Origin of the sequence: Faecalicatena contorta (assembly GCF_001404335.1) — a bacterium.
Taxonomy (GTDB): Bacteria; Bacillota; Clostridia; order Lachnospirales; family Lachnospiraceae; genus Faecalicatena; species Faecalicatena contortus_B.
Genome location: NZ_CYZU01000003.1, coordinates 111,273 through 130,877 on the forward strand (window position 1 = coordinate 111,273; position 19,605 = coordinate 130,877).

The following is a 19,605-nucleotide window of genomic DNA, read 5'->3' on the forward strand; positions in this document are numbered from 1 at the left end:
TTACGCCTCCTTTCCTGTCATAGCCGGCGCTTCATGCCGTTTGCCTGTTTCACATTCATATGTGTATGCGGTGCGCAGCAGTGTTTTCTCCTGAAAACAGCTTCCAATGAGCTGCATTCCGATTGGGATGCCTCTGCTGTCCTTGCCCACCGGTACGGACATCCCCGGCAGGCCGGCCAGATTGACTGCAACCGTATAAATATCGCCCAGATACATTTTCATCGGATCGCGTAAGGATTTACCAAGTTCCGGCGCCGTCGTGGGTGCAGTCGGCCCAAGTATCACATCGTAAGATTCAAAGGCACGGTCAAAGGCCTGTTTTATTAATGCTTTTGTGCGCAGTGCCTTCAGATAATAGGCATCGTAATAACCTGAACTCAAAACGAAAGCCCCCAGCATGATTCTGCGTTTTACTTCTGCGCCAAAACCTTCGAACCTCGTCTTTTTATACATGTTGTGAAGCCCGTCATAATCCGGCGTGCGGTACCCGTATTTTACGCCGTCGAAGCGTTCCAAATTGGAGCTGGCTTCTGCAGAAGCTATCACGTAATAAGTGGGGATTGTATACTGTACAAGACTCAGATCAAAGGTTTCTACTATGGCGCCTCTTTCTCTCAGAACGCCTGCCGCTTCCATGACAGCATTTTCTACTTCTTTGTCCAGCCCTTCTTTTAAATAATCCGCAGGGATACCGATCCGCAATCCCTTCACATCATTCATAAGAGCACTGGTAAAATCGTAGTCCTGCCGTTTTACTGACGTGCTGTCTTTTGGGTCGTATGAAGAGACAGCCTCCAGTATGGCCGCACAGTCAGATACATCCTTTGCCACCGGCCCAATCTGGTCGAGGGAAGAGCCATACGCAATCAAGCCATAGCGTGACACGGTGCCGTAAGTGGGTTTTAATCCCACTACTCCACAGAATGAGCTGGGCTGGCGGATAGAACCGCCGGTGTCTGTTCCCAGTGAGAACCAGCACTCCTGTGCCGCCACCGCAGCACAGGACCCGCCCGATGACCCGCCCGGTACATGGGCTGGATTATGCGGGTTTTTCGTTGGACCATAATATGAGGTTTCTGTCGTACTGCCCATTGCAAACTCATCCATATTCGTTTTCCCGAGTACCACTGCCCCTGCCTTCTTCAGATTCAACACTGCTTCCGCCGTGTATACCGGTTTAAAATCGGACAGGATTCTGGAACTGCAGGTTGTAAGCTGGCCTTCTATGCACAGATTGTCTTTCACTGCCACCGGCACGCCCGCCAGCGGGCCCGTAAGCGTACCATTCTCAATCTGCTTCTGCACCTCAGCCGCCTGCCTCATTGCCCCTTCTTCATCCAGAGTCACATAACTGTGTATCTCCGGCTCCAGCGCTTTTGCCCGCTCAATTGCCGCTCTCGCCGCCTCACCTGCCGTCACTTTCTTATCTTTTATCATTTTCCCCAGCTCAAGAGCTGTAAGGCTCAATATATCCATTTTCTGCTTCCTCCTATCCGATCGTCTTAGGCACCTCAAAGCTGTCGTTTTTCCTCTGGGGAGCATTTGCCAAAATATCTTCTTTATGATCTTCGTTCGTCACAACATCCTCCCGAAACACATTATGCAGAGGAAATGCATGAGACATCGGTTCAATACCGCTCGTATCCAGGTCGTTCAATGTATCTATATAATCCAGCATCTTCTCCATATCCGTCCGGGCCGTTCCCTTCTCCTCCTCAGACAGTTCAAGCTTAGCAAGAATACTGACATACTCAATCGTTTCTTTAGAAATTTTATTAGACATCATATCCTCCTTTTCTGCAAAGGGGTCTGACCCCTTTAATATCTATACGCATCGTAATATGAATCATAGTCTTCTGATTCAATCAACTTGCTTGGAATCATTCTGGCGTCCCCATCATCCGCACATACGGTTGAGCCTTCGGGCAGCACAACGTTTCGGAAAACAGTATTTATGGCATCGCACGCCAGCCATTTGCTTTTATTCAAATAGTTCAACTCAGGATCCTCATAGTTCGTATTCAGCGGAATACTGTAACTGATCGTCGTCCAGTCTGAAACCGCCTGGAAATCGTATACCCCTGCCGGGAAATCTTCCCCTGCGGTCAGTTTTCTTCCCTGAGTGAGCGCAACTTCATCCTTCAGCGGATTGCTCATTCCTTTCATATCAGATGTCTGCCCGTTTTCTGTGACGATTAAAAGCCTGACATCCCCCGATACTTCCAGGACAGCGCCCTCATAAATTCTGACGTCATTCCATTCTTTTAAATCTCCGTTTGACCCTTCATCCCCGAAAAACTGCCATAAATAAATAGAATTTTCATAGTCATCCACGCATGCTTCCCCCTGTCCTTCTTCCAGATATATATCATATCTGCCCTCAGGTACATGGATGCCGCCTATATACAGCCCTGGTTCCAGAACATTCTCAAAATGTTCACCGGTATCAGACAATTCACGGCTTACAAATTCATAGGGATCTGACGACCCGGGTTCCTCGGTTACCTGGATGCTCCCCGTTTCAACGTCGTTGAATTTATCTTTAGAAAAATCACCGATAAACGCAATTAAAAGAAAAGCAATAATGATAATCACAAAAAATGTTTTACCTTGTTTTTTAGATATTGCAGTTGATTTCCCTGTTCTCGGCTTCATAACAGGCTTTGTATAGCTGTATTTGTACTCATCTGGATGTGCGGTCCTCTGAGCGGATGGTCCGGAATCATTTGTCTGATATGCCTTTCTTTCCGGTTTATCTTTCGATTTCTTTGCCGCCCGTTTCATAACTTCCTCATCCCGGTTATCAAAATCACATGTATCCTTTACTTCTCCGCGGCCTTTTATCCTGTTTTCCGTCCGGCTGTAGTTCAGCCGGTAGGTTTTCCTCTCACTTCTTGCATTGTCCAGACCACAATCCTGACAACGTCCTTCTACTAGTTTTCCTCCGCATAGATAACATCTTTTGCTTGACATAGGCCCCTCTCATTTCTCATCCGTAATTTTCGAAACTCAAAGGGGACAGACCCCTTTGAGTTTTATGGTTCCAGCCTGCTCAAGTCTCTGGGAAATAGTGCTGTCTCACGCACGTTATCTTCGCCCAGTATTTTCATGGTCAGACGCTCCAGCCCGATTCCCAGGCCTCCATGGGGCGGCATACCGTGTTTGAATGCACTCAGATATTGTTCCATTCCTTCCTCTGCCATATCCCTTGCTTCCATCTTTTTTTTCAGATCATGGTAGTCATGGATCCGCTGGCCCCCGGTTGTGATTTCCATTCCCCGAAACAACAGGTCGAAACTCAGTGTAAAGGTTGGGTCCGCCGGATCATCCATCGCGTAAAACGGCCGCTTTCTGGATGGATAGTGGGTGACAAACACAAAATCTGCATCCCATTCCTCTTTTGCATATTGGCTGATCAGCTGCTCCTCCTCGGGCTCCAGATCATAGGGGTTCTTTATGCCCCGCCCGTACTTTTCAGATACTTTTCTTTTGATATCATCAAATCTGACAGCCGGTATCTTCTCCGCCTCCGGGAGTTCAATTCCAAGAATTTTTAATTCCCCTGCATAGTCATTCTCAAGCAGTTCAAAAGTGTACTGGAGAAATCCTGTTTCCATCGCCATAATATCTTCGAACCCGTCAATGTAGCCCATCTCAAAATCCAGGCTCGTATACTCGTTCAGATGGCGTTTTGTATTGTGCTTCTCAGCCCGAAAGACCGGCGCCGTCTCAAACACCCTGTCAAACACCCCGACCATCATCTGCTTATAGAACTGCGGGCTCTGCTGCAGGATAGCCGGCCTGTGAAAATACTCAAGACGGAAAAGGTTCGCCCCGCCCTCAGCACTCTTAGCGCCGATCTTAGGCGTGTGGATTTCTGTAAACCCCTCTCCATACAGAAAATCACGGAATCCCCGGACAATGCCTTCCTGTATCCTGAACTTCGCCCGCTCCCTGACGTTGCGCAGCGAAATCGGCCGATAGTTCAGTTTTGCTTCCAGCGAAGTATGAAGCTTCCACTTAGAAACAGGCAGAGGCATCGGTTCCGCCGGTTCACTCAGAACTTTTATTTCTTCAATTCTGATCTCAATGCCATGAGGTGCTTTTTCAGACTCTGCAGGTATTCCTGTTACTTCGACTGTATCAGCTTCTTTCAAATCCTTCAAGTTAAATTTTGAAACTCCCTCCTCAAAAACGCACTGGATCAGGCCTTCTCTCTTTCTCAAAATCACAAATGCCACCGTCCCCATATTCCGGATAGCATGGACTGCACCATTCAATCTGACACAATTCCCAGTCATTCCCTCTCTCAGCAGTTCGTTCAATTCCAATGTGTCCTTCTGTTTAACTCCTGTTACAAATTCCATGTTTCTTCTCCTTTCTGCTCCTTTGTGACTGCATCCCGGATACTAAAACAATTGAAATATACAGGAAATCCCATATAAACAAAAAGCCCCGGGATGCATCTGCATCCCGGGACGGATTCGTAATATAATCCGCGGTACCACCCGCATTGGACAAACGTAATGTATCTATGTCTGCCCCACTTTTGCGCATGTAACGTATGCCATACGTACCAGCCTACTCATAGGTTCAGCTGATCAGCTCCCAAGTGTTCCCTTGATCTTCTCCACTGTCCGGCGCTCTCAGTCGGTGACGCCAACTTCCTGTCAGTTTCTGAAAATCAGAGTCTTGTTCACAGCCTTTCTCCATTTCACAGTTTACTCTGATAAAACTTGTTAACAATCATAGCACAGCTCTTTTTCGATTGCAAGGAGTTTTTTCAAATAATTTTTATATAGTTCATCAGAATGTATGGTATCTCCATATATTTCAATAGTTAAGTCAACAATAACACAACCACTCCACCGCTTACCGGTACTTATACGTACCCTCAAACGAATTCATACACCGTCCCCGCTTACAGACCCCTCCAGGCAGGCAAGCCTTTCCTTCCGGTCGGATGTACCAGCTGAAAAACCGGGAAGCCAGCCCCACGACGGGAGCATCTATGCCATTTTAAAAGTCCTAGAGTGAACGTTAGAGGCCCTTAAGAAAAAAACATAGAAAATGGAGGGCAGAATTTGACGTATCACGTCAAATTCTGCAGCGGCCTAAGACCCGAAATTATCAGATTTCGGGTTGCATGCCGCTGGACCTTCATTTTCTATGTTTTTTTATTTAGGGCCTCTTACGTAAACGGAGCGGATTTTTAAAATGGCATAGATGCTCCCGTCGTGGGGCTGGCTTCCCGGTTTTTCAGCGTCCCAATATCCCCCCAAACCCACAGCTTGCCTTCTAAAGTCCCCCTGTTACTACTTCAATTGCCTTATCCAGCTGGTTATCCGCATCTTCATGATCAGGATCCGCCACATACTCGACCTCTACATCCGGCGTGATCCCCTTTTTGTTTATGCTTCTCCCTGCCGCCGTAAAGTATTCGGCTATGGTCACCTTCAGGCATGTTCCGTCTCCCAGATTCACCAACTGCTGTACAACCCCCTTGCCGTATGTGGTCATGCCGACGATTTTACCCACGCCATAATCCTGCACCGCTCCTGCGAATATCTCAGAAGCGCTGGCGCTGGCCTGATTTACAAGAACTGCCAGGGGCTTCTTGAATTCATGATCTTCTTCGTTTTTTTCCTCTATAACGTTGCCGTCTTTATCTTTGGTAGATACAATCGTCCCTTCCGGGAGAATCATCCTCAGCATATCTACCACTGTATCCAGATTGCCGCCCGGATTGGAGCGAAGGTCAATAACCAGGCCCTTCATGCCCTGGTTTTCCAGGTCGGTTAGGGCATTCTCAAACTGTTTTAATGTGACTGTATCAAACTCCAGGATCCGCAGATAGCCGATCTGGTCTTCCTTCATCTCATACTCGACAGTCTGTGTCTCGATCTTACGGCGGGTAGCTGTACAGACGACCTCCTCCGCGTTCTCGCCTCTGTAGACGTGCAGAGCCACCTCCGTGCCTTCCTCTCCTTTGATCCAGGACACAATCTCACTCAGATCTTCTTTGTCAATCACATGATCATCTACCTGGTAAAGAATATCTCCGGTTTTAAGTCCGGCCTCCTCCGCGGGAGAATCTTTATAGATATTGCCGATCGTCACCTGCCTGGTCTGGTAATTCTGCAGCAGCGTGGCGCCAATCCCGCTGTATTCCCCGGTTGTTGACTCCAGCAGATCCCGGGTCTGTTCCTCATTGTAGTAAACCGTATAAGGATCCCCCAGACCACTGGCATAGCCGTTGTATATGCCGTCCTGCATGGCTTTTTCATCTATATCATCTCCATAAAGATAATATTGGTCTATGACATTGCTTAACATATTCAGCTTCTTATCGGTCTCACTCTCCGCAGAGATCTGTGCAGCTTCTGCCTCTCCCCCTGCCATCCTGACTGAGACCGCCTTCCACACTCCGGAACCCAAAATCACAATTAATAGCATAATGAGGGCGCCGGAAAGCGCCCCCTTAATAAAACTCTTTTTATGATCCATATTTCATGTCCAACCTTTGAAATTATTCTGTATGTTTACAGATAGCCCAAGGGATCCACTGCCACGCCGCCGGATTCTACCTGGAAATGCAGGTGCGCGCCGAATGAATTACCGGTATTGCCCACATATCCGATCTGCTGTCCCTTCACAACGGTCTGGCCGGCTGTCACGCAAAGTGCAGAATGATGCATATATTTTGTCGTTAATCCATTGCCGTGGTTGATGACTACCCAGTTCCCGGCACTGTCGCTCCATCCCGCTATCACAACCGTACCGTCGGCCGCTGCGTATGTAGGTGTTCCCTCTCCTGCCGCAAGATCCAGCCCCTTATGGAAGGCACCGTCAAAATCCCGGTATCCAAACGTACTGGATATAACTGCCCCCGGACATGGATTGGTAAACTGGCCGCTTCCACTGACAACAGGCGTGGTGCTTGGTGGTGTATAACTGCCCCCGCCGCCGGATGACTGCTGCTGCTGTTGTGCTGCCTGCTGGGCCGCCAGCTGCTGTTCCTGTTTGATGCGTTCTGCTTCCGCTTCCTCTATCAGCTTCTGCAGGGTCGCCGCATTATCTCCGATCTGCTTCTCCAGATCGGCGAGCTGTATCTTTTTGCTGTCCAGCAGTGCCTGAACTTCATTCTGCTTGACAACCAGTTCGTCCTGCAGGCCCGAAAGCACTTCATACTCATCCTTGAGAGAAGCCTCTTTCTCTTCCACGTCTTTCACTACGTCCTGGAACTCAATAAGCATATCTCTATCATATGCAGAAATCTGCGAAACATACTCCGCTTTATTTAATAAATCCCCAATACTGTCACTGGAAACCAATATCTCCAATAACTGGGAGTTCCCATTCTCATACATGAATTTAATACGCTTCTTCATGCTTTCATACTGGTCATTCTCATCCACTTTTGCCTGAACGAGCTCGTCTTCCGCTTTCTGGATCTCATCCTGTTTCTTTTCCAGCTTTTCTTTTGTGTCGTTCATATCTGCAATGATCGAGTTAAGCTGAGATGCCAGGGAGTCCTTTTCTTTTTCGGCGGCCTTTTTCTGGTTCTCCAGTTCCTCCGCCTTTTTCTGTGCTTCATCCACAGTAGCCGCGTTTACATTGAGCACCATGCCCAAACTCAAAGCAATGACCAAAACTGTACTTATTATACTCCTCTTTCGTCTTCTCATAGGCGCCACCTATACTTTCAAATGCTTACGTACAGTGAAGTAGCTTCCGACAAAACCAATTCCCACACCTAACAGCAGCCCGATCGGGAGCAGCAGGCGGTATACCGTTGTAACCGGCAGGAAATTAATGATATTGTTCAAAATCTGGAACTTGGTCAATACATACTCGACCGCCTTGCCATAAAGTCCATACAGCAGGGCCAGCGGTATAATCGCGCCCACAAGTCCCATAAGAAGACCTTCAATAACAAACGGTGACCGGACGACAAAGTCCTTGGCCCCAATATATTTCATAATGGCAATCTCTTCCTTACGCACCGTAATACCCATGGTTACCGTATTGCTGATCAGGAAGATCGATACCCCAAACAGTATGATAATAATGGCGATGGATACATACCCTACCAGTACATTTACGCTGGAAAGCGTGTTTGCCACAACATCAGACTTGTTCACCTTCCGTACCCCGTCCAGGCCCTTGGCAAACTTGACAAGATCCTGCTGAGTGGAAGCAAGCGACTTGCTCCTGACAGAGAGGTTCGCATCATTTTTCTCCACTGTTTTCATATATACTTCATAGTTATCGGATCCGGCCAGCGGGTTGTCATTTTTAAATCCGTCCGCCAGATCTGCATTGTCTTTAAAATAGTCGCTCTTAAACTTGTCCCATGCGTCATCCGCTGACACAAAGTTAACTTTCGATACATCGTCCCTGCTTCTTAAGGCTTCCCCGATATCATCGATCTGCTGCTGCGTGGCATCCTCGTCAAAAAATACGGTGATAGCCACCCCTTCCTCCGCTGACTTTATGATATACTGAAAGTTCAGCAGGATAGAAAAGAATAATCCAAACAGGAAAATACAAGCTGACATTGTCGCAACCGATGCGAGCGAAAACATCTTGTTTCTCCCGATATTCTTAACCCCTTGTTTTCCTACGTATCCTAATGTACTAATTCTCATCGAAATACCCACCTTTTTGTTCATCACTGACGATAACGCCCTGTTTCATCGTTATGACGCGCTCGTTCATCTCGTTTACGATCTCCTGGTTGTGAGTAACAACCAATACTGTTGTCCCTCTCTCATTCGCCTCTTTCAGCAGACTCATGATTTCCCATGAGTTTGTTGGATCCAGGTTACCAGTCGGCTCGTCGGCCAACAAAATAGCAGGTTCATTTACAATCGCCCTCGCAATCGCAACACGCTGCTGCTCTCCCCCTGACAGCTCTTTTGGGAATGACTTATACTTCTGGGCCAGTCCCACCAGCGACAGCGCCGCCGGCACCTTCCTCTTGATAACTCTTGTCGGTGTCTCGGTCACACGCAGTGCAAAAGCAATATTTTCATAGATATTTCTGTCTTTCAAAAGCCGGAAATCCTGAAAAACAACCCCCAGGCCTTTTCTGTACTTCGCAATGTGACGATGCCTCATTCTGTTTAGGTTCTGCCCGTTCACTATGATCGTCCCTTCCGTCGGATCTAACTCCTTCATAATGAGACGAATCAGAGTAGACTTTCCTGAACCGCTGTCTCCCACGATGAACACAAACTCCCCCTGTTCAATCTTGACGGAAACTCCGTTCAGGGCGGCATTGCCCTTAGAGTACTCCTTCGTTACATTTCTTAATTCAATCATATGCTCCTCCTAATTATTCATACTCATTAGTATTCCAATGACTCCATATACTTCATGTATTTTACCACCATCAGAGCAATCTTGAACGTAATCGCGTCCTCAAAAACGCGCAGATCAAGCCCGGTGCTCTTCTGCAGCTTATCCAGCCGGTATACCAGAGTATTTCTGTGAATGTACAGCTGTCTGGACGTTTCTGATACATTCAGACTATTTTCAAAGAACTTGTTGATAGTCGTCAATGTCTCCTCATCAAAATCGTCCGGAGATTTCCCCTCGAAGATCTCCTTGATAAACATCTTACATAACGGGATCGGCAGCTGATAGATCAGGCGTCCGATACCCAGCGTGCTGTATGCCACAATGTCCTTTTCGTCAAAGAAGATCTTGCCCACATCCAGTGCGAGCTTTGCTTCTTTGTAGGACTTTGAAACTTCCTTGATGTCATTTACGATGGTTCCGTATGCAATATGGATGTGTTCTTCCCCGCATTCATTGCGCAGAATCTCCAGCATATCCTTTGCCATCTTCTCCAGCTCTTTGCCGCCGTCTTTATCAGTAAGTTCCTTGACCACAATGATATTCTTCTCGTCCACAGCCGTAATAAAGTCTTTTGATTTTCCTCCGAGAAGGTTCCTAACATTGTCCAGCGCTACGCTGTCTTTTTCGTGAGATGTTTCAATAATAAAGATAACACGTTTTATCTCTGTGTCAATATGTAATTTCTTGGCCCTGTTGTAAATATCCACTAACAGGAGATTATCCAGCAAAAGATTTTTGATAAAATTATCCTTATCAAACCTCTCTTTATATGCTACCAGCAGGCTCTGAACCTGAAACGCCGCAATCTTGCCGACCATGTATACTTCCTCGTTCTCACCGCCGGCCAGCAGAACATATTCCAGCTGCTGTTCATCGAAAATCTTAAAAAAATGATCCCCCTGAATAACCTGGCTGTCAGCCGGAGATTCCACAAAAGACAGGACTGCACTTTCATAATCCTTTGTATCTTCAAATGTGGCTGCAAGCGCTTTGCCTTCCGTATCCAGAACACTGAAATCAATCCTGGAAATATTCTTAAGGCCCTCAATTGTGTTTTGAAGTATCTGATTTGAAATCATACTTTCTCTCCTCCGCTTTATGACTCTATTCATGTGCATTTTTCACAAATTCCGGCATCAAAAAATGTGAAGAACGTACATATACAAGATATATATTAATGCATAACGTCAAAAAAATAAAGAGGAAATCCACTTTTTTTATGCATTTCCTCATATTTTTTACAAAAAATTCATATTTTCGTCATTATACATTGTTCACAAATCTTATTCTACGGGGAAAAATCCTTCACCCATAACCTCACGGGCATCGCTCACAATAATGAACGCATTTTCATCGATTCTGCCCACCAGTTCCTTCAACTGCACCAGTTCTTTCTTTGTAACCACACAGTAGAGCAGGCATCGGTCCTTCCCTGTATACATGCCTTTTGCATATATACCGGTAAGTCCGCGGTCCACTCCGTGCATGACCGTCTCTGCCACTTCATCGTACCGGTCTGTGATAATAAAAGCAGCCTTTGCGAATTTCACCCCTTCTATCATTGCGTCCGCAATCCGGTTGACCACCACAATGGTAATGATTGCATAAAGCGCGCGTTCAATACCAAACACATATCCACCGGCTATGACAATCACAGCGTCTAGCACCATCATAATCTTCGCCACGGAAAACTGCCGCAGATAATTCTGGATAATTGCCCCGACCATGTCTGTTCCTCCGGTCGTTGCCCTGGCTGAAAATACCAGGCCCATACCGACCCCCTGCAGCGCCCCGCCGAACACGGCGGCCAGCAGGAGGTTGTCCTGAATAAAGGAAAACTCAGGCAGAACTCCCAGCCAGACCGAAACCATGGCGGTTGCAAATAAGGTCCTGCCGATAAATGATCTGCCTTTTACTTTCAGTGCCGCAAGAAATACAGGCACATTGAGGGCGGCATTCGTAAACCAGAGAGGAATACCGCCAGGAAGAATCCCTTCCGTAAGGTTCTTAATGATGATAGCCAGCCCTGAAAATCCGCCGACTACCAGGCTGTTGGGTTCATAAATACATTTGATGGCAAAAGATACGATTCCTGTCCCCACAACGATGTATGCATACTTTATAAACACGGGTTTTTCCCGATATCTATGCATGCTCAATTCTCCTTCTTCTGTTTTCCCACCCGATAACGGAATACCTTTTTCAAAAAGAAACGGCGTACTCCATCTCCGCTTTTCTCGCTGAAGCTCTGTTCCAGAGCCCTGCCGCATCCCAGCCATACACGGGCATTGAGCAGCGCGGCATTTCTGACAATAAAATCCTCCTGCTGCGGTGAGGGCAGTACAGAAAGTATACAATCAATTTCCGCACCGTTGATGTTGTTAATGACATCCTCCTCGGACTTTCCTTCTACGTCCAGGGCGCCATAGCCCGCCACCGTAATTCCTCTGTTGTATGTTTCCACAGCCTCTTTGAGGCTTATCATCTCCTGCTCGGACTGCACCATCAGAAAGATCTTCTTTCGATTTTTCTGGAGGTAGCGCAGGAACATTTTAAGAAACACTTTATTTGCTACATCCTTTAGTAAATATCTATCCTGTACTTCCGCCGCTTCCAGTATCTCTTTCTCTCCCGGAAGCACCATATCCATTGCTTTTGTATCTTCTTTCCATGCAGGATTGTCCTTTTCCTGCATGAGCATATCCAGCGTGATAATTTCAATCGTATTGATGGATTCACTCTGCATATACTGCACAGCCGCCTGCATAGCGGCTTTTGCTGTGAAGCCGTCAATCTCCACATCAAAGATATTAATCTTCTCTTTCATCTACACCACCTGTGCTTCTTCTCCCCAGTCGTACAATTGTATCAAAAATCTGCAGATTTTTCAACTCTTTCGTTTTCTTTTTGTAATCAGACCTCCGATCCGTCCTGTTTCTTTTGAGGATAAAGACTTCCATCCCTCTGCCATAACTTTATCTAAAAGGCCCAGTTCTTCTGCAATTTCATACTTCACCTTCTCTTCAGGCTCCAGATTTTTCAAGTCAATTGGTTTTGATTTCTTTTCAGACATATTGATACCTACCTTTCTTTTTGGTAGGAGTATTGCCTAAAATACGTACGACATTCAAAATGAGTAAGAATTTCACATTCAGATGCACCGTTGTCACATTTCTTAGGTCTCGCGGATCCATACCCGCATTTCCCCTGCCGTCCGGTTTCCCCACAGGAAATATGGCACTGCATAAATCATTGTCCCGCCGGCGCGTGGAGGCGTATCACTGTATAAAGCTTTGCTGTCCCATTTCAATCTAAGGCCGGCGGCTTCCAGCCCTATATAATCCCCCAGAAGCTCATCGGACTTCTGTCTTTCTATTATCTCAGATCCTGCCGGAAGCAGAAGCGCGTTCTGCCCCGTTCCATTGTCAGCCTCTTCCAGGCAGTACACCAGAGGCCCCCGCATCAGCGCTGTACATCCCGCGTCTTCCCGCACACAAAGATTCGCGTAGATCCGTTTCACCTCCATACACAGATGCAGGCTGACGGTATCTCCCTTAGTCCATTCCCTTATTATTGAGACATAACCGTCTTTAACCTCATATTCCTTCGTACATTCCCTTCCATTTACCAGCAGGCTGTAGGAGGAACACCACCCTGGTATTCTGACGGCCAGGGCACTCTTCTCCCTTTTTTCATGATCACAGACTTCATACTGGATCCTGCCCTCCCAGGGATAGTCCGTGACCGTCTTCCAGCTGATTCCATTCTGCAGGGAATGAAAAACACCTCCCAGATAGAGGTGCGAGTAAACACAGCCCCTTGATTCTCCCCATGCATATTTTCCAAGCGATGCGAGCAGACGCGCTATATTGGGCGGGCAGCAGGCGCATGCATACCACTTTGGCCTTACCGGCCGCACATGCTCATACCCGGGCACCTCACCGGATATGCCGGGTACAACCTCCAGAGGATTCACATAGAAGAAATGTCTGCCGTCCCTTCCCATTCCTCCCAATACTCCATTATACAGCGCGCGCTCCATCACATCCGCATATTTTCCGCTAAGATCCAGCCCCAGCATCTTCCTTGCCCAGAACACAAGTCCCACCGCCGCGCAGGTCTCCGCATATGCCCTGTCGTTGGGAAGGTCATAATCCACAGTAAAGGTCTCGCCCTTAGCGCCAGAACCTACGCCTCCGGTTATATACATCCTTTTTTCCGTCACATTTTTCCACAGCCTTACGCAGGCTGCTTTCAGTTCTTCATCCGCTGTCCATGCCGCCAGATCCGCCATTGCCGTGTAGAGATACATAGCACGGACAGCATGCCCCTCGGCCGTATCCTGCTCCCGGATGGGGCGGTGGTTTTGGGTATAATTGCGCTCCGTGGGGTCCATCCAGGCCTTCCGGCTCTTTTCTTGCGCAAAGTAATTCGGGTCCGTGCCCCGTTCCTCAAGAAAATATCCTGCCAGATCAAAGTACCTCTGCTCCTTTGTCACTCTCCACAAACGCAGAAGCGCCAGTTCGATCTCCTCGTGTCCCGGGATACCGCGCACTTTTCCGGGACCGAAACGGGAATCAATCAGGTCCGCCAGGCGCATGGCCAGGTTTAGGAAGGTGCTCCTGCCGGACATCTCGTAATCAGCCACAGCGGCCTCTATCAAATGTCCTGCACAGTATAATTCATGGCACTCCAGTAGGTTCTGCCATTTATGCTCCGGCTCCTTAAGCTGGAAGTAAGTGTTCAGATAGCCATCGTCCTCCTGTGCAAGCTCCATAAGATGAATCACCTGCCGCGCACTTTCTTCCAATCTTCCAGTTCCTTCCATATTAGAGACGTAGCTGACCGCCTCAAGCCATTTCGATACATCGCTGTCCTGGAATACCTGTCCGTAAAACTCCCCCGCCTCCTGACCGGCCGCAATACGAAGATTCCTGATTGCCCCGCTTTTTTCCGCGCCGGGAATCTCGTCCTTCAGGATCTGCTCCTGGTAAGGAAGAACGACATCACGGATTAGTTCCTGATAAAAAGACCAGAATTTATCCTTTACCTCTATTGCCTTTAACTGTGGTTCTGTCTCGATATAATTCTTCATTCTTTCCTCTCTCTGCCCGCCGCTTCACGGAACTGTTTGGGACTCTGCCCCACATTGTCCTTGAAAAAACGGCTGAAATATGATACATCATGAAACCCGATCATTTCCGCAATATCTTTCAGCAGGTAATCCGTATTTAACAGCAGTTCCTTCCCTTTCTCCAGCCGGATATTGGTGAGCAGCCTGCTTGGCGAGATGCGCTGCAGGCTGGTAAACTGATTCGACAGATACGTAGGATTATAGCCAAACTGGCCGGCAAACTTTTCCAGAGACAAATTGCTGTTGTAGTGCAGGTAAATATGCTGTTTCAGCAACTCAACCACGTCCTCGATTTTTTTATTTGCCTTTCCCTCTTTGATCCTGCCAAAAACATCCTGAAACAGCCCACAGATTCCCTCCTCGAACTGCTCAAAAGTCCTGGCCTTCCCAATGACCTCCTCGGCCTGGTAAAATAAATCTTCGACCGCAGCCTCGGCCTCCAGAACCGGATTTCTCTGATAAACTTCCATAAGAATATATTTCACACTGAATTCGCAGCTGATCTGCGGTATCCTCTTTTTCTTCCACTTTGTACATAAAAGCCCAAAAAGGGAGCACAGCCCATCGCCGTCCCCCTGCTCCAGCAAAGAAGCGATCTGGCATTTCTCACTTTCATCCAGCGCCAGTTCACTCTCCTGATTCGATTCTTTCTCCAGAAATACAACATCACTCTTCCCAATCAGCACCTGCCTCGCAAGACTTCTGTGCAGTTTAGCATAAGTCCCGGGAAGCAGCCCGGTATGATCCATTTCATCCGACAAAATCATATGGACCGGCATGGAGAATTTCTTCTCGTAGGATGAAAGTTTCAGTACCACACGCTGTATGGGGCTGATTTCCCGCTTCTTTACAGAAAGGAGGATCAGTTTTTCGTTCTGCTGTTTCATATCGAACACCAGACAATCCTCCCCTTCCCCAAGCCCCTGGCAGAGCTGTTCCTGCAGTTCTTTTGAAGAAAAGCCGCCGATTCCCACCTGAATCAGGTTTTCCGTCCGATTGGTAAACGGACCGATGGAAAACAGAATCAGGTAAAAACAGCAGCCCTCTGTCTCGAGCTGCGCGGTATCTTTCTGTACCCCATTGACCACATAATCGTATACGTTCTGCTTCCTTCCGGCTTTTTTTGAATTCACCATCCTGGTATAGATCTTTTCCAGCGCGCTGCCGACCTCCTCCTTCCTGGGCGGCTTGAGGATATAATCCTGTACGCCGTATCTCATCGCCTGCTTCGCATATTCAAACTCAGAATATCCGCTGAGAATCACGTATTCCGTTCCCGGATACAGCTCCTTTGCCTTTCCGATTAATTCAAGGCCGCTCATCCCCGACATCCTGATATCCGTAATCAAAACATCCGGCCTCGTGGCTGCCATCAGTTCCAGCGCTTCCATACCGTCCTCTGCGGCGCCTGTAATTTCAACGGACAGCCCCAGGTTTCCGATCAGAGCAATAATCCCCTGTCGGATTGCCGGTTCATCCTCTGCAACCAGTATCTTCATCAACATTGTTTTCTCCTTTTCCACCCCGTAACAGTTCCGTCCCTGTACTCCTTATGAAATGTCACGCTTCGATACTCCCGCGGTCTGTCCGCTGTATCAGGCTTACCCAGGAACCGCCCTCGGGCCTGTTTCCTGCCTCCAGCCCAATCCGGCCCTCTGAATAGATTGCCAGCCGTGCATACGTATTTGCCAGCGCCATTCCACCGATCCCCATCTCGGGAATCGAACTTCCTTCTCTGATATTTGCATCTATTTCTGCGAACTGTTCTTTAAGTTTTGCCAGGGCCTCGCCCGTAAAACCAGTCCCATTATCCAGGATCTGAATCCGCCACTCCTCACTTGTCCCCATACCCAGAACCTGTATTTCGTATTTTTTCTGCCTGCTGTTGACAAAACTGTGCTGAAAACAGTTCTCTGCGATGGGCTGCAGTATGAATTTTGGAACCCTTATCTCCTCCATCGCCAGATCCACTTTTATGTCCACCTGCAGGCGGTCCAGATAGCGGTATCCCATTAATTTCAGATAGGTCTCAACATGTGCTATTTCTTCTTTCAAAGGTACCGTAGAATTTCCGGTATCCGTCGTGTACTGCAGCATTTTTGTGAGGTCTGAACAGATGTCCATGATCTCCGGCGCATCTTTCTGATACCCCATCAGCCCGATTACCGACAGTATATTGTGCATAAAATGAGGATTGATCTGTGCCTGAAGCACTTCATATCTGGCCCGTACAGCCCTTGTCTTCGCCTCTACCAGTTCATTTCTGGACTTTTTCATCTTATCGAGCATGTCATAAAAGGCGGAGGTCAGCATCTGGATCTCGTCGTCCGTATCTTCTATATTCCGGTTTAAGGCCAGTTCCCCATAATTCATGTGCTGAATGCTGTCCCTGAGCTGCCGGATCGGCCGGTAAAGATTCTCTGTCACAAGGGTCACCAGCAGAATCATAATACAGAGCAGAATCACGCCCAGCACGATAATCCATGCCAGATTCTGATAGATGACGCCCATATAGCTGTTTACATCTACATAGAGGCAGACCTGCATCTCAAAGGCAGTATTGTCCGCACCATATACCAGATATTTGCGGCTGCCGGCTTTTACTTCCTGTATGTGCCCCTCTTCCGTGAATTCCATCTCCCGCCATATGGATTCCAGGTGTTCTTTATTCTTTAGATCTTTCCCGTAAAACAGTTCTCCTCCATGATAAACAGCTACCTGAACAGGATAATTATTCATCTGCAGAGTGAAAATATCATCGAGAAGCTTTTTCTCATACTGGATATCAATATATCCCAATTTCTGGTATTCATCCTGAATCTGCCTGACATAAGAGAAGACCTCCTCTTTCGTGCGCCCGTATCCATCCTCCGCAAAGGGCGTAATATACTTGATGTATTCATCATCTCTCATCTTTTCCCGCCAGGGAGGAGCTTCAATCCCTTCTTTATTCATGTAGGCCTCGTTATAGATATCCAGATTCAGCCAGTCGTCACGCGCTGAAATCACGTGGAAGCTGCGGTTCCGGAAATCCTCTCCGATCAGGTTCATCAGAACCATCTGTATGGTCTTTCGCTCCTGGGGATATTTCTGGAAATAATTTTCCTCCCCATTATAATTTTCTGCCTGTTCCAGAACACGGAGCACATGCTTGTCAGAAGCCACGCCAAGCGAGATTCTGTGCATATTCTCCAGCAGCTCTCCAAACTGGGTGACCGCCCTGACGGAAAGCTGTTCCATTGTGTCCTGTTCCTTTTCCTTGATGGATTTGCTCTGGGAGTTCATGTATATAGCGAGGAATATAAGGATAAGCAGACTGATTAAAAGAGAGAACAACAGGACTGCCTTTTTCTGATAACTAAGCTGTTTTACCCTGATCATCACGTTCCATCCCCTTTCTGTTTCATTTTCTGCAGCATTTTCCCCACTATATCACACAGCAAATTCGTTATCAACCTTTCACTGCGCCTGCCACCATGCCTGAAATGATATATTTTTGTCCCGCCAGATATACAATGACTACCGGCAGGGAGGAAAGCAGGATGTATGCACATACGATATTCCAGTCACTGCCAAACTGGCCGATAAACTTGTAAACGCCGAGGACTATGGTCCACTTGGAACTGCTGGACAGCAGATACAGCGGATACTGGAAATCATTCCAGATAAATACAAATTGCGTAATAAACGATGTCACGATTACCGGCGTCAGCATCGGGCGTATGATGTGGAAGAAAAGCTGCAGGGGAGTCGCCCCGTCCATTACAGCTGCTTCATCCAGCTCTTTCGGCACGGAACTGACAAAGCTGTATGCCAAGAATACGCTCAGCGGTACAAACATTGCGATATAGACAAATATAATCCCCGCATAAGAGTCCATCATCCTGAATTTCTGCAGGACCTGTATCAGTGCAATGACCTGTACCGGAACCACCAGCCCAAGCAGGAAATAAGAGTATACGCCTCTGTTAATCTTATCCCGGTTTCTGCTTAGGGAATATCCGGCCATTGTCCCCAATATGGAGGATGCCAAAACCGAAACGCCGGTAATCAGGACACTATTCAGGAAGGTCCTGAAAATATTGGACTCCGCAACCGCCACGGCAAAGTTTGCAAACTGCCACACTTCCGGAAGCTTCAGCGTCATGATATCTGCCTCCGCGGAGGTTTTAAATGAATTGATGATAATCAGCAGCAGCGGGATCAGAACGATCAGGCTCAGTATCCACATAAATACCGCCAAAACAGTGCGCTTTATTTTCTGTGCTCTCATTAGTGATCCACCTCCAGTTTTGCAAACAGTTTATTCAGGGCAAAGAATACTACAATGACAAACACCGTCAGTACCACATTGGCCGCACAGCCCGTGGAGAGTGCGCCGCTGCCCAGATAGGAGTATATGGTTGTACTTAGGACCTGGGTGGACATACCCGGCCCGCCTCCGGTCAGGGCGATGATGATATCAAATACCTTCAGTCCGTTGACTACGCTCAGAAGCACATTGATGCTGATAGAAGGCACGATCAGCGGCAGCGTGATATTTTTAAAACTGGTCCATGCCGTTGCGCCGTCGATCGAAGCTGCCTCGTAGTATTCTTTGGAGATCACCTGAAGCCCTGCCAGATAGATTACCATGCAGTAGCCGGCCCCTTTCCATATCTCTACCAGAATGACCATCCACATGGCAGTATTCGGGTTGCCGAGCCAGTCAAAGCTTAAGGCCGAGGAGCTGAAAACAGAAAGAATATGATTAATCAGCCCCGTATCCGGCTGGAGCATTGCCTGGAAGATCTGCCCAACGATCAGGGTGCTTAAGATTACCGGCAGATAAAAAATGGTGCGGAGCACATTTCTGGAACGGATGCTGGTATTCAGCGCAACCGCCATTGCCAGGCCGATCAGGTTCTTGCATACCGTTGTCAGTACGGCAAACAGGATCGTATTGCCAAGCCCCACCCGGAACCGGTTCTGGGAAAACATCTGGATATAGTTGGTAAATCCGACGAATTCCTTGGAATCGTTATAGATCGTGTAGTTCACAAAAGAGTAATAGATACCCAGAATCCCCGGCAGTATGTAAAATAATGTGTAAATAATCAGGGGGA

The 19,605-nt window shown here is 47.6% G+C and carries 17 protein-coding genes; all 17 read right to left on the bottom strand.

From position 1 onward, the window contains the following. Positions 1 to 1,476, bottom strand: a complete 1,476-nt coding sequence (gene gatA / locus ARB69_RS02670; RefSeq protein WP_055150797.1) for an Asp-tRNA(Asn)/Glu-tRNA(Gln) amidotransferase subunit GatA — start codon at positions 1,474 to 1,476, stop codon at positions 1 to 3. 13 nt (positions 1,477 to 1,489) lie between these two features. After that, positions 1,490 to 1,783 (bottom strand): Asp-tRNA(Asn)/Glu-tRNA(Gln) amidotransferase subunit GatC, encoded by a 294-nt coding sequence (gatC, locus tag ARB69_RS02675; RefSeq protein WP_025655023.1) that lies wholly within the window; start codon positions 1,781 to 1,783, stop codon positions 1,490 to 1,492. A 35-nt stretch (positions 1,784 to 1,818) separates the two neighbouring features. Beyond that, positions 1,819 to 2,973, bottom strand: coding sequence for a hypothetical protein (locus tag ARB69_RS02680; protein ID WP_055150800.1), 1,155 nt, complete (start codon positions 2,971 to 2,973; stop codon positions 1,819 to 1,821). A gap of 62 nt (positions 2,974 to 3,035) precedes the next feature. Further along, entirely contained in the window at positions 3,036 to 4,367 is a 1,332-nt protein-coding gene (aspS, locus tag ARB69_RS02685) for an aspartate--tRNA(Asn) ligase (protein ID WP_055150804.1), read from the bottom strand. 931 nt (positions 4,368 to 5,298) lie between these two features. After that, positions 5,299 to 6,507 (bottom strand): S41 family peptidase, encoded by a 1,209-nt coding sequence (locus ARB69_RS02695; RefSeq protein ID WP_055150810.1) that lies wholly within the window; start codon positions 6,505 to 6,507, stop codon positions 5,299 to 5,301. A 35-nt stretch (positions 6,508 to 6,542) separates the two neighbouring features. Then, on the bottom strand, positions 6,543 to 7,688 hold the full coding sequence (locus ARB69_RS02700) for a murein hydrolase activator EnvC family protein (RefSeq protein ID WP_055150814.1): 1,146 nt from the start codon (positions 7,686 to 7,688) through the stop codon (positions 6,543 to 6,545). A 9-nt stretch (positions 7,689 to 7,697) separates the two neighbouring features. After that, complete coding sequence (locus ARB69_RS02705; protein ID WP_025655020.1) at positions 7,698 to 8,651, bottom strand: permease-like cell division protein FtsX; 954 nt, start codon at positions 8,649 to 8,651, stop codon at positions 7,698 to 7,700. After that, positions 8,641 to 9,327, bottom strand: a complete 687-nt coding sequence (ftsE, locus tag ARB69_RS02710; RefSeq protein ID WP_009002218.1) for a cell division ATP-binding protein FtsE — start codon at positions 9,325 to 9,327, stop codon at positions 8,641 to 8,643. The genes ARB69_RS02705 and ftsE overlap by 11 nt, the downstream gene beginning before the upstream one ends. A 26-nt stretch (positions 9,328 to 9,353) precedes the next feature. Then, positions 9,354 to 10,445 (bottom strand): PucR family transcriptional regulator, encoded by a 1,092-nt coding sequence (locus ARB69_RS02715; protein ID WP_025655019.1) that lies wholly within the window; start codon positions 10,443 to 10,445, stop codon positions 9,354 to 9,356. 204 nt (positions 10,446 to 10,649) lie between these two features. After that, a complete protein-coding gene (locus ARB69_RS02720; RefSeq protein ID WP_055150817.1) occupies positions 10,650 to 11,519 on the bottom strand; it encodes a YitT family protein in 870 nt (289 codons plus the stop codon). Between the two features lie 2 nt (positions 11,520 to 11,521). After that, a complete protein-coding gene (locus ARB69_RS02725) occupies positions 11,522 to 12,193 on the bottom strand; it encodes a WecB/TagA/CpsF family glycosyltransferase (RefSeq protein ID WP_025655018.1) in 672 nt (223 codons plus the stop codon). 60 nt (positions 12,194 to 12,253) lie between these two features. Then, the gene (locus ARB69_RS02730; protein WP_025655017.1) at positions 12,254 to 12,439 is read right to left on the bottom strand and encodes a small, acid-soluble spore protein, alpha/beta type; all 186 of its coding nucleotides are present in this window, start codon (positions 12,437 to 12,439) and stop codon (positions 12,254 to 12,256) included. A gap of 102 nt (positions 12,440 to 12,541) precedes the next feature. Further along, positions 12,542 to 14,461, bottom strand: coding sequence for a glycoside hydrolase family 127 protein (locus tag ARB69_RS02735; protein WP_055150820.1), 1,920 nt, complete (start codon positions 14,459 to 14,461; stop codon positions 12,542 to 12,544). After that, entirely contained in the window at positions 14,458 to 16,005 is a 1,548-nt protein-coding gene (locus ARB69_RS02740; RefSeq protein WP_055150823.1) for a response regulator transcription factor, read from the bottom strand. Before ARB69_RS02740 ends, ARB69_RS02735 begins: the two co-directional genes overlap by 4 nt. A 55-nt stretch (positions 16,006 to 16,060) precedes the next feature. Then, on the bottom strand, positions 16,061 to 17,881 hold the full coding sequence (locus ARB69_RS02745) for a sensor histidine kinase (RefSeq protein WP_055150826.1): 1,821 nt from the start codon (positions 17,879 to 17,881) through the stop codon (positions 16,061 to 16,063). A gap of 70 nt (positions 17,882 to 17,951) precedes the next feature. Continuing rightward, positions 17,952 to 18,773: a carbohydrate ABC transporter permease gene (locus ARB69_RS02750; RefSeq protein ID WP_025655013.1), complete on the bottom strand. Its 822-nt coding sequence runs from the start codon at positions 18,771 to 18,773 to the stop codon at positions 17,952 to 17,954. Next, positions 18,773 to 19,605 (bottom strand): carbohydrate ABC transporter permease (locus ARB69_RS02755; RefSeq protein WP_055150829.1); only part of this gene is annotated, 833 nt, incomplete at its 5' end. The genes ARB69_RS02755 and ARB69_RS02750, both read right to left, overlap by 1 nt.

Excerpts from the sequence above, each read along its gene's own strand:
- gatA (WP_055150797.1), bottom strand. The coding sequence starts at position 1,476 with ATGGATATATTGAGCCTTACAGCTCTTGAGCTGGGGAAAATGATAAAA.
- gatC (WP_025655023.1), bottom strand. The coding sequence starts at position 1,783 with ATGTCTAATAAAATTTCTAAAGAAACGATTGAGTATGTCAGTATTCTT.
- ARB69_RS02680 (WP_055150800.1), bottom strand. The coding sequence starts at position 2,973 with ATGTCAAGCAAAAGATGTTATCTATGCGGAGGAAAACTAGTAGAAGGA.
- aspS (WP_055150804.1), bottom strand. The coding sequence starts at position 4,367 with ATGGAATTTGTAACAGGAGTTAAACAGAAGGACACATTGGAATTGAAC.
- ARB69_RS02695 (WP_055150810.1), bottom strand. The coding sequence starts at position 6,507 with ATGGATCATAAAAAGAGTTTTATTAAGGGGGCGCTTTCCGGCGCCCTC.
- ARB69_RS02700 (WP_055150814.1), bottom strand. The coding sequence starts at position 7,688 with ATGAGAAGACGAAAGAGGAGTATAATAAGTACAGTTTTGGTCATTGCT.
- ARB69_RS02705 (WP_025655020.1), bottom strand. The coding sequence starts at position 8,651 with ATGAGAATTAGTACATTAGGATACGTAGGAAAACAAGGGGTTAAGAAT.
- ftsE (WP_009002218.1), bottom strand. The coding sequence starts at position 9,327 with ATGATTGAATTAAGAAATGTAACGAAGGAGTACTCTAAGGGCAATGCC.
- ARB69_RS02715 (WP_025655019.1), bottom strand. The coding sequence starts at position 10,445 with ATGATTTCAAATCAGATACTTCAAAACACAATTGAGGGCCTTAAGAAT.
- ARB69_RS02720 (WP_055150817.1), bottom strand. The coding sequence starts at position 11,519 with ATGCATAGATATCGGGAAAAACCCGTGTTTATAAAGTATGCATACATC.
- ARB69_RS02725 (WP_025655018.1), bottom strand. The coding sequence starts at position 12,193 with ATGAAAGAGAAGATTAATATCTTTGATGTGGAGATTGACGGCTTCACA.
- ARB69_RS02730 (WP_025655017.1), bottom strand. The coding sequence starts at position 12,439 with ATGTCTGAAAAGAAATCAAAACCAATTGACTTGAAAAATCTGGAGCCT.
- ARB69_RS02735 (WP_055150820.1), bottom strand. The coding sequence starts at position 14,461 with ATGAAGAATTATATCGAGACAGAACCACAGTTAAAGGCAATAGAGGTA.
- ARB69_RS02740 (WP_055150823.1), bottom strand. The coding sequence starts at position 16,005 with ATGTTGATGAAGATACTGGTTGCAGAGGATGAACCGGCAATCCGACAG.
- ARB69_RS02745 (WP_055150826.1), bottom strand. The coding sequence starts at position 17,881 with ATGATCAGGGTAAAACAGCTTAGTTATCAGAAAAAGGCAGTCCTGTTG.
- ARB69_RS02750 (WP_025655013.1), bottom strand. The coding sequence starts at position 18,773 with ATGAGAGCACAGAAAATAAAGCGCACTGTTTTGGCGGTATTTATGTGG.